The following is a 15,027-nucleotide window of genomic DNA, read 5'->3' as shown; positions in this document are numbered from 1 at the left end:
TCTCCTTGGATGGCCGCAATTCTACATGCCCGGCCGCGCTTGGCCGGGCAAAGGGGGCGTTGGCGGGCCTCCTTGTGTCGTTCCCGCCGCTCAGGCGGCCAGCGCCTTGCCGACGATCTCGCGCACGTCGCGCGACAGCGTGCTGCTGGCGGCGACGCGTTCCAGTTCGGCGCGCATGCGGTCGCGCAGCGCCATTTCGTACTTCTGCCAGCGGTCCATCACCCGCGCCAGGCGCGCCGCCACTTGCGGGTTGATGGCGTCGAGCGCCAGCACCTGGTCGGCCCAGAAGCGGTAGCCCGAGCCGTCCTGGGCGTGGAACTGGGCCGGGTTGCCGGAGCAGAAGCTGAAGATCAGCGAACGCGCGCGGTTGGGGTTGCGCAGGTTGAAGGCGGGGTGCTCCATCAGCGCGAGCACGGTGTCGATGGTGCGCTTGCCGGCGTGCGGGCCGACTTCACCGCGCTGCATGCCTTGCAGCGAGAACCATTTGTCGATCACCAGCGGGTCGTCCTCGAAGCGCTCATAGAAGTCCGCCAGCGCGTGCTCGCGGCCGGGGGCGAAGCTGTTGACCAACGCCGACAGCGCGGCGAAGCGGTCGGTCATGTTGTCGGCGTTCTGGTACTGCTGCTCGGCCAGCGCCTGCATCGCGGCATCGCCGCCGTCGGCCAGGTAGCCGAGCGCAAGGTTGCGCAGTGCGCGCCTGGCGGCGGAGGTGGCATCGGGCGAGTAGGCGCCCGGCGTGGCATTGCCCTCGTAGGCGGCGAGCCAGTCGGCCTGCAGCGCGCGCGCCAGGCCTTCGCGCATGAATTGGCGGGCGCGGTGGATGGCGGCGGGATCGGCCACGCCCATGCGCTCGGCCAGGTAGGCCTCGGCGGGCAGCACCAGCGCCTGTTCGCGGAAGGCGGGGTTGAGCGTGTCGTCGGTGAGCACGGCGCGCATGGCCTGCACCAGCGCGGGATCGAGCTTGAGCTCGCGCCCGGCCTGGACCTCGGCCACCAGCTGCAGCAGCGCGCGCGTGGCCAGGCGCTGGCCGGCTTCCCAGCGGTTGAAGGCATCGCTGTCGTGCGACAGCTGGAAGGTCAGCTGCGCGTCGGTGTACTCGGCATCGACGATCACCGGCGCCGAGAAGTTGCGCAGCAGCGAGGGCAGCGGGGCACTGGCGCCGCGCGGCAGGTTGATGAAGCGGAAGCTCTGCTCGGCCTGCGTGAAGTCGAGCACGCGCGTGGTCGTCCCGGGCGTGCTTTCGCCTTCGAGCTGCAGCGGCAGGTCCTTGCCGTCTGCGCCAAGCAGCCCGAGCGCGAACGGGATATGGAAGGGCTGCTTCTCGGGCGTGCCGGCGCGGGTCTCGATGCCGACCTTGGGGCAGCGCTGCGACAGCGTCAGCGTCAGGCTGCCGTCGTCGCCGTTCCAGTCCGTGCGCGCCGTCACCACCGGGGTGCCGGCCTGGCTGTACCACAGGCCGAACTGCGTCAGGTCGCGGCCGTTGGCATCGGCCATGGCCGCGCGGAAGTCGTCGCAGGTGACGGCCTGGCCGTCATGGCGCTGGAAGTACAGGTCCATGCCCTTGCGGAAGCCGTCGCGGCCGAGCAGGGTCTGGTACATGCGCACGACTTCGGCGCCTTTCTCGTACACGGTGACCGTGTAGAAGTTATTGATCTCTTCATAGCTGTCGGGGCGCACCGGGTGCGCCATCGGGCCGGCGTCCTCGGGGAACTGCACCTGGCGCAGCACGCGCACGTCCTCGATGCGCTTGACCGCACGGCCGGATTCCGAGCCCATCATGTCGGCCGAGAACTCCTGGTCGCGGAACACCGTCAGGCCTTCCTTGAGCGAAAGCTGGAACCAGTCGCGGCAGGTCACGCGGTTGCCGGTCCAGTTGTGGAAGTACTCATGGCCGACCACCGCCTCGATATTGGCGAAGTCGGTGTCGGTGGCGGTCTGCGCGTTGGCCAGCACGTACTTGGTGTTGAAGATGTTCAGGCCCTTGTTCTCCATTGCGCCCATGTTGAAGTCGCCCACGGCGACGATCATGAAGCGGTCCAGGTCCAGTTCCAGCCCGAAGCGGCGCTCGTCCCAGCGGATCGAATGGATCAGCGAATCCATGGCGTGGCGGGTCTTGTCGAGGTCGCGCGCCTCGACCCAGACCTGCAGCAGCTTGTCCTTGCCGGAGGCGGACTGGATCCGTTCCTCGATGCATTCGAGCTTGCCCGCGACCAGCGCGAACAGGTAGGCCGGCTTGCGGAACGGGTCTTCCCATACGGCTTCATGGCGGCCGTCGGGCAGTTCGCGCTGGCCCACCAGGTTGCCGTTGGACAGCAGCACCGGATAGGCGGCGCGGTCGGCGCGCAGCGTGACGCGGTAGGTCGCCATCACGTCGGGGCGGTCCAGGAAGTAGGTGATGCGGCGGAAGCCCTCGGCTTCGCACTGGCTGAAGAAGTTGCCGTTGGACACATACAGGCCCGACAGCGTGGTATTGGCCGCGGGCTGGCAAGCGGTGGTGATCTCCAGCGTGCCCTGCGCCGGCAGGCCGGGGATGGTCAGCGTGCCGGCATCCTGGGTCGCGTTGGCGACCGGCTTGCCGTCCAGGCTGACGCCGATCAGTTCGAGTTCCTCGCCGGCCAGCACCAGCGCTGCGTCGGGCGCGCCGGCCTGGCGCGCGAAGCGCAGCGTGCTGGTGACCACGGTGCGCTGGGGATCGAGGTCCAGCACCAGTTCGGCGTGGTCGATGGCGAACGGCGGCGGGGTATAGTCTTTGCGATAGACGGTAACGGGCGTGTCGGTGCGCAGCATGGAAAGATCCTGTCTTCGGAAGACCGTTAGGAAAGGGGGCGGGCCATGCGCGCGGCAGCGAAGCATGGCGCTGAAGTCCTCATTGTAGCCAAGGGGTCGGGGCGCGGCCCGGCGCAGCACGGCATCGGCAAGCTGCGGGGAATTCCGCGCCGGCGGCGTGGTCTCAGAGACACGTGGGTATTCAGCGGAAAGCGAGGTAGCACTATGTGGCAGCGCGCAGGCGGTGTCGGCAAGGCAGGAGCGGCGGGGCCGCGCAGGTGGTGGGGGGCGATGGCGTTGCTGGCGGCGCTGTTGCTGTCAGGGTGCGCCAGCACGGTGGTGACCGATGTCACGGCGTTCCGCCAGCCCGGCTGGCAGAACGATGCGCCGCGCACCTACAGCTTCGAGCGCAGCGCCGAGCAGGCGGCGCAGCTTGACCGCCAGACCTATGAGCAGTGGCTGGCCGCGGCGCTGGCGGAGATCGGCTTCGAGCAGGCGCCGGCGAAACAGGCGCGCTATCGCGTCAGCATGGACTTCGATGCCGCGCCCGGCATCGTGCGCGTGGCCGAGACCGTCTATCCGGACCCGTGGTACGGCCCGTGGGGCCCGTACTGGGGGCCTGGCTACTACCGCCCTTACGGGCCCTGGGGTCCGTGGGGCCCATGGGGGCCGGGCTACTGGCCGCCGCAGACCGTGGTGCGCGACATTCCGGTGACGTTCTCCAGCCTGCGGGTGTATTTCAGGGATGCGGCCAGCGGCAAGCGGGTCTACCAGGTCACCGCGCAGAACCAGACCGAGAACGGCAGCCTGCCTGCGGTCATGCCCTACCTGATCCGCAGCGCCTTTACCGACTTCCCGGCCGAGAGCGGCCGTCCGCGCCGGGTGACGCTCGAGGTCGAGAAAAACGCAAAGTAGGGCGGCCGGGGCCGGCCGCGCGGTCCCTGCCAGGCGATGCGTGCGGATGCATGCACGGGCATGCGTCTGCACCTGCATTGCATACGCAATGGTAAAAGCTGTTTAACTGGAATAATCCACCCAAAAAGCGGCCTGCAGGCGGGCTCTGGTGGTACTTTGCGCGGACACGTGGGCTAGAATGGTTGCTCGATTTTTCCGGCCTGTCTGCCGGGATCGCCAGTTTCGCTGCCAGGCGTTGTCCTTCGCTGCCGGCCCGTATCCTGAGATTTCTCGATCGGGGCTGAGCCGGATCTTGGCGGGAGAGGGGCGCTTCCGGTTCGGGCCATTTTCCGGACGAGCCAATGAGCAGCAAGAATAGCGGTGATGCACCGCAACATGCCCCGAACAGTCCTGAAGCGCAATTGCGCCTCGCCGCGCTGGAATACCACCGCAGCCCCACCAAGGGAAAGATCCAGGTAACCGCGACCAAGGCGCTGTCCAACCAGCGCGACCTGTCGCTGGCCTATTCGCCGGGCGTGGCCTATGCCTGCGAGGAAATCGCCAAGGACCCCGCCACCGCCGCCGAGTACACCTCGCGCGCCAACCTGGTGGCCGTGGTCACCAACGGCACCGCCGTGCTGGGCCTGGGCGATATCGGCCCGCTGGCCGGCAAGCCGGTGATGGAGGGCAAGGGCTGCCTGTTCAAGAAGTTCGCCGGCATCGATGTGTTCGACATCGAGCTCGACGCGCGCGACCCGGACAAGATCGTCGAGATCGTTGCCGCGCTCGAGCCCACGCTGGGCGGCGTGAACCTGGAAGACATCAAGGCGCCGGAATGCTTCTACATCGAGCAGAAGCTGCGCGAGCGCATGAACATCCCCGTCTTCCACGACGACCAGCACGGCACCGCGATCATTTCTACCGCGGCGCTGCTCAATGGCCTGAAGGTGGTCGGCAAGGACGTCGCCAAGGTGAAGCTGGCCGTGTCCGGCGCCGGCGCGGCCGCCATTGCCTGCCTGGACACCATGGTCAGCCTCGGCGTGAAGCGCGAGAACATCTCGGTGGTGGACTCCAAGGGCGTGATCTATGTTGGCCGCGACGCCAACATGGAAGCCAACAAGGCGCGCTATGCGCAGGACACCTCGGCGCGCACGCTGGCTGACATCGTCAAGGACGCCGACGTCTTCCTGGGTTGCTCGACCGCCGGCGTGCTGACCGCCGAGATGGTCAAGACCATGGCCGACAAGCCCATCATCCTGGCGCTGGCCAACCCCGAGCCGGAAATCCGCCCGGAAGTGGCCAAGGCCGCGCGACCGGACTGCATCATCGCCACTGGCCGTTCGGACTACCCGAACCAGGTCAACAACGTGCTGTGCTTCCCGTACATCTTCCGCGGCGCGCTGGATTGCGGCGCGACCAAGATCACGGAAGCGATGAAGCTGGCCTGCGTCAAGGCCATCGCCGAGCTGGCCGAGGCCGAGCTGAACGACGCCGTTGCCGCCGCCTACGGCGGCCGTGAGCTGAAGTTCGGCCCGGACTACATCATCCCGACGCCGTTCGACCAGCGCCTGATCGAGAAGATCGCGCCGGCGGTGGCCAAGGCCGCGGAAGAATCCGGCGTGGCCACGCGCCCGATCAAGGATCTCGAGGCGTATCGCCAGCAGCTGTCCACCTATGTCTATCACACCGGCCTGATCATGAAGCCGGTGTTCTCGGCCGCCAAGGCCGCGCCCAAGCGTGTGGCCTACGCCGAGGGCGAGGAAGAGCGCGTGCTGCGTGCCGTGCAGACCGTGGTCGACGAAGGGCTGGCCCGCCCCACCCTGATCGGCCGCCCGCACGTGATCCAGATGCGCATCGAGAAGGCCGGCCTGCGCCTCAAGGCCGGGGTGGACTTCGATCTGGTCAATCCGGAAGAAGACCCGCGCTATCGCGCCTACCACGAGGCCTACCACGCGCTGCGCGGCCGCGACGGCGTGACGCCGGACATGGCCAAGGTGGCACTGCGCCGCTCCAACACGCTGATCGGCGCCATGCTGATGCACATGGGCGATGCCGATGCGCTGCTGTGCGGCACGGTGGGCCGCTTCGAGGCACACCTCGAGCACGTGCGCGACGTGATCGGCCTGGCGCCGGGCGCCAAGGTGTTCGCCGCGATGAACGCGCTGATGCTCGAAAAGCATACGCTGTTCATCACCGACACCTTCGTCAACGACGATCCCACCGCCGACGAACTGGCCGCGATCACGCAACTGGCCGCTGAGGAAATCGCGCGTTTCGGCCTGGTTCCCAAGGTCGCGCTGATGTCGCACTCGATGTTCGGCTCTTCTACCCGTCCGTCGGCGCGCAAGATGCGCGAGGCCGCGGGGATTCTGGCCAAGGTGGCTCCGCACCTGGAAGTGGAAGGCGAGATGCAGGGCGACGCTGCCCTGGACGAAGACGTGCGCCGCCATTTCCTGCCGTCGACCAAGCTGGCCGGCAGCGCCAACCTGCTGGTGATGCCGACGCTGGACGCCGCCAATATCGCCTTCAACCTGCTCAAGATCACGGGCGGGCAGGGCGTCACGGTGGGCCCGATCCTGCTGGGCGCGGCCAAGCCGGTGCATATCCTGAACCCGCAGGCCACTACGCGCCGGATCGTCAACATGACGGCCGTGGCGGTGGCGGAGAGCAACGCGGTGCGCTGATGCGCTGAAAGGCGTGAGCCAATGTAAAAAGCCGGGTCTGATGATCCGGCTTTTTCTTTGATGGTGCCCCGCGGCAAGCGCGCAGGGCACGCTGCTGGTTCGGTGGCTATTGCAGCACGTTGTACTGCTCGCGCATTACGACAATGATCGACTTGGCCGCGGCGAGCTGCGTGCCCAGGTTGTCGACGGATTCTTGCGGGAAATCGACCTCGGCGCTCCAGTTGCATCCGGTATGGTCAGGCTGGTGCATTCGCACCGCGTGCAACTCGCATTCGCCGCACTCGGGGTTGTTGTCGAGGCACTGGTTCAGGATGGCCATCAGTTCGGAACGGGTCTTCGGATATCGCCGCATGAATCACCTCTCTAGGATCGTTTTTTGAGGCCTGGAACACCAATCTAGGTAGCGGGCGGGGGCCGTTCCAATTGAATCCGACTATGGAGCGCGGGCTTCCGATCCGGTGTGAAGCTTAGCAGGGAATGGCGCGCCGCAGCATTCCGGGGCAAAAGTCTTGCCTAAAGTGACGCGTGCGCGGCAATGAAAAAGCCCGCCGGGAAGGCGGGCTCCAGTGCTGCCGGTGAGGCGCTTACGCCATCAGAACTTGTGACGCATGCCCACGCCGAAGGTATCGCCGTGCTCGATGCCGGTGATCTTGTCGTAGTAGTAGGCGGCGTAGACGTCGGTGCGCTTGGACAGGTTGTAGTCGTAGGCGACGGCAAACGTGTTGCGCTTGAAGTCACCGATCGCGTTCTCGGTCTTGCCATAGGCGTAGGACGCCAGCACGTTGCCGGCACCGACCGGTACCGAGGCCCCGACCTGACCGTTGGTGTGCTTGATGTCGCCGCTGGCGGCCGTGCTGGCCTTGGTCTTGATGTACTGGCCCTGGGCGAACAGCTTGACCACCTTGAAGTCGTACGTGATGCCGCCCAGCACAGCGTCCTGGCGGCTCAGGCCTGCTACCGACAGGTCGTCGGGAACGGCGTTGAAGCGGACCTGCTGGAACGCGACGGTCGCGGCGAACGGCCCGTTGAAGTACATCAGGTTGCCGCCCCACTTGTTCTGGCCCGCGGCACCTGCCTTCTCGCCTGCCGAGTAGATCAGGTTCGCACTCAGGCCGCCGAAGTTCGGGGTGGAGTACAGCACCGAGTTGCTCCAGCCCGAGTCGCCGATGATGCCCGGATCCACCACGCCATTGCTGGCCGCACCGAAGTAGGTGTGGAAGATGGTCGGCGAGAACACGTACGAGTCGACCAGCGGGTTGAACAGGATGGTCGAGATGAAGTACGGGGTGGTGTTGCGGCCCAGCTTCAACGTACCCAGCTTGTCATTCTGCAGGCCGACGTACGCGTTGCGGCTGAACATCGAGTCGCCGGTGAAGCGGCCGCTGTTGCCGCTGTCCGTGCGGAAGAACCCGTTCAGGTCGAAGATGGCCTTGGTGCCGCCGCCCAGGTCTTCGGTGCCCTTGATGCCCCAGTAGGACGTCTGCATACCGCCCGAGTTGGCCACCCATGCGCGCTCGCCCGAACCCGGGCTCTTGACGCCGCCGATGAACATGTCAGCCTGGCCGTACAGCGTGACGCTGGACTGGGCCATGGCCGCACCGGAAAAAAGGGTAGCCGCTACTGCCGCCAGCTTTAGTGCCGGCTTGTACTGCTTCTGCATTGTTAGACCTCCGTGGTTTTTGATCCTGCTTGGAACGTTGTGTACTGGGTCCCTGTCGGGTTCTTCTAATGTCTTGGTGCTTTTATTCGTGCCGCCTGGCTTGGCTCGGTGAGGGGTGGTGCATGGGTGCCGGCGGCATCGGGTACAGCGTTTTTTGTTATACAGGTGACGCTTTTTTGCTCAGGCGGATACTAAGTCGTCAAGCCGGAACTGCGCAATGCGATGGATCTGGTTGATGCAAGTTTGCAACTCTTGCTGCGGCGTGTTTTCCAGTCGGCGCGCGAACTCCGCGATGATCCCGTGACGGTCGTAGCCGCGCACGGCCAGGATGAACGGGAAGCCGAACTTGTGGTTATAGGCCGCGTTGAGCGACTGCAGGCGGTCGAACTCCTCGGGCGTGCACAGGTTCAGGCCGGCGCCGCTTTGTTCGCGCGTGGATTCGGCGGTCAGCTCGCCGCGCACGGCGGCCTTGCCGGCCAGCTCCGGGTGGGCGCGCACCAGCTTGAGCTGGGCCGCCTCGCCCGCTTCATCGACCGCCTTGCGCAGTGCCTGCGCCAGCGCGGCGCCGTCGGCGAAGGGCCGCTGCGCGGCTGCGGTCTCGGCAAACCACGGCGAGTGTTCGTAGATGCCGCCCAGCACCTGCACGAACTCCGCGACAGGCATGGTGTTGAGTTGGGCGATGGTGTAGGTCTGGCTCATGCTTGGTTCCGGGGGGGGTAGGGGTGGGTATCGGCCCAGTGGCGGGCGATGTCGACACGGCGGCAGATCCACACCTTGTCGTGTCCCTGCACATAGTCGAGGAAGCGCTGCAGCGCGCGGAAGCGGCCCGGGCGGCCGAGCAGGCGGCAGTGCATGCCGATCGACAGCATCTTGGGGCTGTCCTGGCCGCTCGGGTCGCCTTCCTCGTACAGCACGTCGAACGCATCCTTCAGGTACTGGAAGAACTGTTCGCCGGTATTGAAGCCCTGCGGCGTGGCAAAGCGCATGTCGTTGGAGTCGAGCGTGTACGGCACCACCAGGTGTGGCTTCTTCTCGCCGCCGGTGACTTCGACCTCGGTCCAGAAGGGCAGGTCGTCGCCGTAGTAGTCCGAGTCGTACAGGAGGCCGCCGTGCTCCACCACCAGGCGGCGCGTGTTGGGGCTGTCGCGGCCGGTGTACCAGCCCAGCGGCAGTTCGCCGGTCAGGTCCTTGATGATCTGCATGCCGATGCGCATGTGCTCGCGCTCGGTGGCTTCGTCGATGCCCTGGTAGTGGATCCAGCGCCAGCCGTGGCAGGCGATCTCGTGGCCCAGTTCGACAAAGGCGCGGGTCAGTTCAGGATGGCGTTGCAGCGCCATCGACACGCCGAAGATGGTCAGCGGCAGGCCGCGCTTCTCGAACTCGCGCAGCAGGCGCCAGACGCCGGCGCGCGAGCCGTATTCGTAGATGCCCTCCATGCTCATGTGGCGGTCGGGGTAGGCCGCGGCGCCGACGATCTCGGAAAGGAACTGCTCGGAGGCGGCATCGCCGTGCAGCACGCAGTTTTCGCCGCCTTCTTCGTAGTTGAGCACGAACTGCAGCGCAACGCGCGCGCCGCCCGGCCAGCGGGCGTGCGGCGGCCGGGCACCATATCCGATGAGATCGCGTGGATAGTTATCTTTTGTCATGTGTCTTTGCTTGCTTCAGGAAAACGCCCGGCACCGCCGCGCCGCCCGCAAGCGCCGACCATCACGCAATGAACGTGCCAGTCGTGCCGGCGGCGGTGCCGGATACTTCGATACCGTTGCTTCAGTTACTCGGTGCCGTGCGAGTTGGCGGCGGCGTTGCGCATGGCCTCCTCGCGCGACTGGATGCCGTTGTAGAACAGGTTCAGCGCCACGGCCACGATCGTGCCCAGCACGATGCCGCTGTGGGTGAACGGACCGGTCCACTTCGGCAAGTACTGGAAGAAGGTCGGTGCCAGCGTCGGGATCATGCCGGCGCCGATCGAGATGGCGACGATGAACAGGTTGTGGCGGTTGCGGTTGAAATCGCACGAGCCCAGGATGCGGATGCCGGTGGCGGCCACCATGCCGAACATCACGATGCCGGCGCCGCCCAGCACGAACTGCGGCACCGAGGCCACCACGTGGGCCATCTTGGGGAACAGGCCGAAGGCGATCAGGATGATGCCGCCGGCAGCCGCCACGTAGCGCGAGCGCACGCCGGTCACCGTCACCAGGCCCACGTTCTGCGAGAACGAGGTGTACGGGAAGGTGTTGAAGATGCCGCCGATCACGGTGCCGAGGCCGTCGGCGCGCAGGCCGCGGGTCAGGTCCTCGTTGCTCAGCTTCTTGCCGGTGATGTCGGACAGCGCCAGGAACATGCCGGTGGACTCCACCAGCGTGATCAGCATGACGATGCACATCGACAGGATGGCGGTCACTTCGAAGGTCGGCATGCCGAAGTGCAGCGGCGTGATGACGGCGACGAAGCTGGCTTCATCCAGGCCTTCGAACGACACCTTGCCCATCGCCATCGCCACCAGCGTGCCGGCGATGATGCCCAGCAGCACTGCGCAGTTGGCCACCAGGCCGCGGCCGTACTTGGTCAGCAGCAGGATGATCAGCAGCGTCAGGCCGGCAATGCCGAGGTTGGCCAGGTCGCCGTAGGCGAGGTTGGGCACCTCCTTGACCACGCCGTCGATCACGGCACGGGTGGTGGGCTGGCCGCCGGCCGCCCAGTTGATGCCCACGCGCATCAGCGACACGCCGATCAGCGTGATCACCGTGCCGGTCACCACCGGCGGGAACAGCCCCAGCATGCGCCCCATCATCGGCGCGATCAGGATGCCGAATACCCCCGATGCGATCACCGCGCCATAGATGCCGAGCAGGCCGACATTGGGATCGGTGCCGATGGCGATCATCGGCGCCACCGAGGCGAAGGTCACGCCCATCATCACGGGGAGGCGGATGCCGAACTTCCAGAAACCAAAGGCCTGGATCAGCGTGGCCAGGCCCGCGGCGAACAGGTCGGCGTTGATCAGGAACGCCAGCTGGTCCTTGGGCAGCTTGAGCGCGCCACCAACGATCAGGGGCACGGCAACCGTGCCGGCGTACATCACCAGAACGTGCTGCAACCCGAGCGCGAGCAGGCGCCCGGAAGGCAAACGCTCGTTGGTGAGGTCCGTCGGGACCGTGGTGCTTGCGGAATTCATGGGTGCGTCTCCTCTCCTTTGGTTTGATGGGAACACCACTGCCATGGCCCCGGTCCTGGATCCCGGAAGGTCTCCGGACCGTTATCTGCCTGTCGTCTCAGCACTCTCGTCGGTGAGCCGGGTGCTGTTTGCCGACCGGGTCTGGCCTTGTAGTTGGGGGCAGGGGCGGGAACACCGTGCTAGGTGGAGCGGCCTAGTACGCTGCGAAGATCGAAGTTGCCCGGCTCGTCCGGCTGCACGCGGTCGGCGCAGGCGCCAAGGTGGTGCGCCATGCGCGACTGGGCCAGCGCGGCATTGCCCTGTTCGAGTGCGTCGAGAATCTCTTCGTGTTCATCGAACGAGCAGGCGTTGTTGCCCGGGGCTTCCACGCTGGCGATCATCAGCGTGGTGCGCGACACCAGCCGGCGCATCATGTTGACCAGCAGCGCATTGCCCGACAGTTCCGCCAGCGCCGTATGGAACTCGGCGGACAGGCGGATCCATTTGGGCCGGTCATGCGTGAGGAACGCCTGGCGCTCGCTGGCCACCATCTGGCGCAGCGGCGCGATCACGGCCTTGACGTCGGGCATGCCGGCAAGCTTTTCCAGCACCGCGCGTTCCAGCATCTGGCGCAGCTCGAACATGTCGTGCGCTTCGTCGGTGGAGGGGCTGGCGATAAAGGCGCCGCGGTTGGGTTCGAGATCGACCATGCCGTCGGCTGCCAGGTGCGACAGCACCTTGCGCACCGTGTGCCGCGCGGTGGCATAGATCTCGCAAAGGGAATGCTCGGTCAGCTTGGTGCGCGGCGGCAGCCGGTGCTCCATGATCGCGTCGTAGATCTCGTGATACATGCGCTCTTCGACCGAGCCCTTGCGTGCGGGCTTGGCGGGCTTGCCCGCTTGGATCTCGGTCAGCTCGGCGTCGGCCTTGGTTTCGGCGTTGGCGGCAATCAGCTTCAGGCTCTTGGACATCGTGGCACCAGCAGTCAGGCAGGGCACCGCAAATCCTGGACATCAGGCAGCGGTGATCCAAAAATTGTTGACAATTATTTGGTTACTGCTTCAATATTGTCAACAAAACCGACTCAGGTTTTCGACAACTCAGGGAAATCCCTGAATTGCCAACCGGGTAGTGCAGGCGCATTGTCGCCACGCACCACCCAGCGCCGGGATGCGTTACCAGACGTACCGAGCGGGCACCATTCCCACAAATGGTGCTAGTGAAGGCAGCGGCGCCCCTCACAACCCAATCGCCTAAGGAAAAACACGATGGGACGCTTGACCACACACGTACTTGACACCGCTGCCGGCACGCCCGGCAAGGGCATGTCGGTTACTCTTCATAAGATTGTCGACAATCGTCGCGAAACCCTGAAGACAGTCGTGACGAACCACGACGGCCGTTGCGACCAGCCGCTGCTGGAAGGCGCGGACTTCGCCGTTGGCGTGTACGAGCTGGAATTCGCCGCGGGCGACTACTTCCGCGCGCAAGGCACGCAGCTGCCCGAGCCGGCTTTCCTGGACGTGGTGCCCCTGCGCTTCGGCATTGCCGATGTCAACGCGCACTACCACGTGCCCCTCCTGGTCTCGCCCTGGTCGTACTCGACCTACCGCGGCAGCTGAAGCGGTGGCATAGGGAAACAGGAGACAAGACATGGAAGGCTACATTCTCGACTGGGCCAATCTGCTGCTGCGCTGGGTGCACGTCATCACGGCGATCGCGTGGATCGGCTCCTCGTTCTATTTCGTCTGGCTCGACAACAGCCTGACCCGTCCCACCGATCCTGACCTGCAGGAGAAGGGTGTCGGCGGCGAGCTGTGGGCAGTGCACGGCGGCGGTTTCTACAACCCGCAGAAATACCTGACCGCACCCAAGACGCTGCCTGAGAACCTGCACTGGTTCTACTGGGAGTCGTATTCCACCTGGATGACCGGCTTCGGCCTGCTGGTGGTGCTGTACCTGTTCAACGCCAGCACGTTCCTGATCGACAAGAACGTCTACGACATGTCGCCCGGCGCGGCGGTCGGCCTGGCGCTGTCCTACCTGGCCGCGGGCTGGGTGGTCTATGACGTGATCTGCCGCGTGTTCGGCAAGAGCGACAAGACCGTGGGCGTGCTGGTGGCGATCTACGTGGCCGTGGCTGCCTACGTGGCGTGCCACCTGTTCTCGGGCCGTGCGGCGTTCCTGCTGACCGGTGCGATGATCGCCACCATCATGAGCGCCAACGTGCTGGTGTGGATCATCCCGGGCCAGCGCAAGGTGGTTGCCGCGCTGCGCGCGGGCCAGCCGGTCGATCCGGTCCATGGCAAGAACGCCAAGCAGCGCAGCGTGCACAACACGTACTTCACGCTGCCGGTGCTGTTCGCGATGCTGTCGAACCACTACAGCATGACCTACAGCTACAAGTACAACTGGGCCGCGCTGATCCTGATCATGCTCGCCGGTGTGCTGATCCGCCAGTTCTTCATCCTCAAGCACAAGGGCAAGATCAACGTGGCCTGGCCCGCAGCCGGCGTTGCCGTGCTGGCCGTGGTCGCCGTGCTGATCGCGCCGCAACCGCGCCCGGCCGTGGCCAAGGCAGAAGGTGGTGAAGCCGCCACCGCCGTCAGCTTTGCCAAGGTGCAGGAAGTGATGAACGCACGCTGCGTGCAGTGCCACGCCGAGCAGCCGAAGATGATGCCGACCGCAGCCAAGGGCATCAAGCTCGATACCGCGGAAGACATCAAGGCCCACGCGCAGCTGATCTACCAGCAGGCCGTGCAGCAGAAGGCGATGCCGCTGGGCAACGTGACGCAGATCACCGACGACGAACGCGCCCTGCTGGGCCAGTGGTTCGAAGGCGGTGCCAAGACCACCAACTGAGGGTGGCTTGATCTGAAAAGCATCAGGGCCGGCGCGTGCCGCCGGCCCGCGAAATCCGAGCATCGGTGATCGACGGTCCGGAGGGTTGTGCAGTTGGCAACCATCAGTACCGGACCGGCGAGGGTTTGAACGGGGCCTTGTGCCCCGTTTTTTTTCGGCGACTTATCCGCCGATATTCAGCAACGCCAGCACCCCCAGCACCAGGAAGATCCCCGCCGCGATCTTGTGCACCAGTCCGATCGGCATCTTGTTGGCAAACTTGTCGCCAAGCAGGACCGCCGGCGCATTGGCGACCATCATGCCGAAGGTGGTGCCGGCCACCACGGCAATCACCGCATCGCTGAAGCGCGCGGCCAGCGCCACGGTGGCGATCTGGGTCTTGTCGCCCATCTCGGCAAAGAAGAAGGCCACGATGGTGGTGCCGAGGATGCCAAGGGCGCCCTTGACCGGCCTGGCCTGTTCGGCGTCGTCGAGCTTGTCGGGGATCAGCATCCATGCCGCCATCGCGATAAAGCCCAGGCCCAGGATCCAGCGCAGCAGGCTTTCGCCCAGCACATGCGTGATCCAGCCGCCGAGCGCACCGGCAAAGCCGTGGTTGAACAGCGTGGCGATCAGGATGCCAACGATGATGGGAACGGGCTTGCGGTAGCGCGCGGCCAGCACCAGTGACAGCAATTGCGTCTTGTCGCCCATTTCAGCGAGGGCGACGATGCCTGTGGAGACGAGGAAGGCTTCCATATTGGTGTTGTGGGGTAACCGGGCCGCAATGCATCGCGAGATGCCAATGACGCACACCTTTCCCGGCCCGGCCAGAAAGGTATGGTCATCGGTCTCGCCAGGCTGGACGCTGCCGGGTCCGTATCAGTACGGCCGGGCGGGTCCGGAGCTGCGCACGCCATAACCGCAAGCGGTCAAGTCTGTTGACGTACGCCCCTGTCCCCCGGAGTCCGCATTGCGCGGCGCGGTGAGAGCAGGGCGGCTACTCCCCAATGGAAGCGGCAATT

The 15,027-nt window shown here is 65.6% G+C and carries 12 protein-coding genes and 1 riboswitch; of the genes, 4 read left to right on the top strand and 8 right to left on the bottom strand.

The features are described from left to right. Positions 1-90: 90 nt before the first annotated feature. The gene (gene pepN, locus AC3WLF_RS03775; protein ID WP_492357345.1) at positions 91-2,787 is read right to left on the bottom strand and encodes an aminopeptidase N; all 2,697 of its coding nucleotides are present in this window, start codon (positions 2,785-2,787) and stop codon (positions 91-93) included. Positions 2,788-3,057: 270 nt separating this feature from the next. Here pepN and AC3WLF_RS03770 point away from each other — a divergent pair, with 270 nt between their 5' ends. Both AC3WLF_RS03770 and AC3WLF_RS03765 read left to right on the top strand, forming a co-directional pair. Next, complete coding sequence (locus tag AC3WLF_RS03770; protein WP_492320974.1) at positions 3,058-3,681, top strand: DUF4136 domain-containing protein; 624 nt, start codon at positions 3,058-3,060, stop codon at positions 3,679-3,681. A 341-nt stretch (positions 3,682-4,022) separates the two neighbouring features. Further along, positions 4,023-6,344, top strand: a complete 2,322-nt coding sequence (locus tag AC3WLF_RS03765) for an NADP-dependent malic enzyme (RefSeq protein ID WP_010809179.1) — start codon at positions 4,023-4,025, stop codon at positions 6,342-6,344. Between the two features lie 106 nt (positions 6,345-6,450). Here AC3WLF_RS03765 and AC3WLF_RS03760 read toward each other — a convergent pair whose 3' ends face one another. From AC3WLF_RS03760 to AC3WLF_RS03735, 6 genes are all read right to left on the bottom strand, one after another. Continuing rightward, positions 6,451-6,696 carry a hypothetical protein gene (locus AC3WLF_RS03760; protein ID WP_010809178.1) on the bottom strand — a complete coding sequence of 82 codons (246 nt, stop codon included), beginning with the start codon at positions 6,694-6,696 and terminating at the stop codon, positions 6,451-6,453. A gap of 240 nt (positions 6,697-6,936) precedes the next feature. Further along, a complete protein-coding gene (locus AC3WLF_RS03755) occupies positions 6,937-8,004 on the bottom strand; it encodes a porin (RefSeq protein WP_492320949.1) in 1,068 nt (355 codons plus the stop codon). A gap of 180 nt (positions 8,005-8,184) precedes the next feature. Beyond that, a complete protein-coding gene (gene uraD / locus AC3WLF_RS03750) occupies positions 8,185-8,703 on the bottom strand; it encodes a 2-oxo-4-hydroxy-4-carboxy-5-ureidoimidazoline decarboxylase (protein ID WP_492340245.1) in 519 nt (172 codons plus the stop codon). Continuing rightward, the gene (gene puuE, locus AC3WLF_RS03745; RefSeq protein ID WP_492340246.1) at positions 8,700-9,650 is read right to left on the bottom strand and encodes an allantoinase PuuE; all 951 of its coding nucleotides are present in this window, start codon (positions 9,648-9,650) and stop codon (positions 8,700-8,702) included. The genes uraD and puuE overlap by 4 nt, the downstream gene beginning before the upstream one ends. 125 nt (positions 9,651-9,775) lie before the next feature. Further along, positions 9,776-11,182 (bottom strand): nucleobase:cation symporter-2 family protein, encoded by a 1,407-nt coding sequence (locus tag AC3WLF_RS03740; protein ID WP_492320948.1) that lies wholly within the window; start codon positions 11,180-11,182, stop codon positions 9,776-9,778. A 179-nt stretch (positions 11,183-11,361) separates the two neighbouring features. Then, the gene (locus tag AC3WLF_RS03735) at positions 11,362-12,132 is read right to left on the bottom strand and encodes a GntR family transcriptional regulator (RefSeq protein ID WP_492320947.1); all 771 of its coding nucleotides are present in this window, start codon (positions 12,130-12,132) and stop codon (positions 11,362-11,364) included. 297 nt (positions 12,133-12,429) lie between these two features. Between AC3WLF_RS03735 and uraH the strand changes: the two genes are divergently transcribed. Together uraH and AC3WLF_RS03725 are read left to right on the top strand one after the other, a co-directional pair. Continuing rightward, a complete protein-coding gene (gene uraH / locus AC3WLF_RS03730; RefSeq protein WP_010809171.1) occupies positions 12,430-12,783 on the top strand; it encodes a hydroxyisourate hydrolase in 354 nt (117 codons plus the stop codon). Positions 12,784-12,814: 31 nt separating this feature from the next. Beyond that, positions 12,815-14,023, top strand: coding sequence for a urate hydroxylase PuuD (locus AC3WLF_RS03725; protein WP_010809170.1), 1,209 nt, complete (start codon positions 12,815-12,817; stop codon positions 14,021-14,023). A gap of 162 nt (positions 14,024-14,185) precedes the next feature. On the opposite strand, the gene AC3WLF_RS03720 is transcribed toward AC3WLF_RS03725, so the two are convergent. Then, a complete protein-coding gene (locus tag AC3WLF_RS03720) occupies positions 14,186-14,761 on the bottom strand; it encodes a TMEM165/GDT1 family protein (protein WP_492320946.1) in 576 nt (191 codons plus the stop codon). Positions 14,762-14,875: 114 nt separating this feature from the next. Next, positions 14,876-15,023, bottom strand: a riboswitch (yybP-ykoY riboswitch). Positions 15,024-15,027: the final 4 nt, after the last annotated feature.

The organism is Cupriavidus sp. FW306-01-F10A (assembly GCF_058782785.1).
This window is presented reverse-complemented; position numbering and strand designations above follow the sequence as displayed.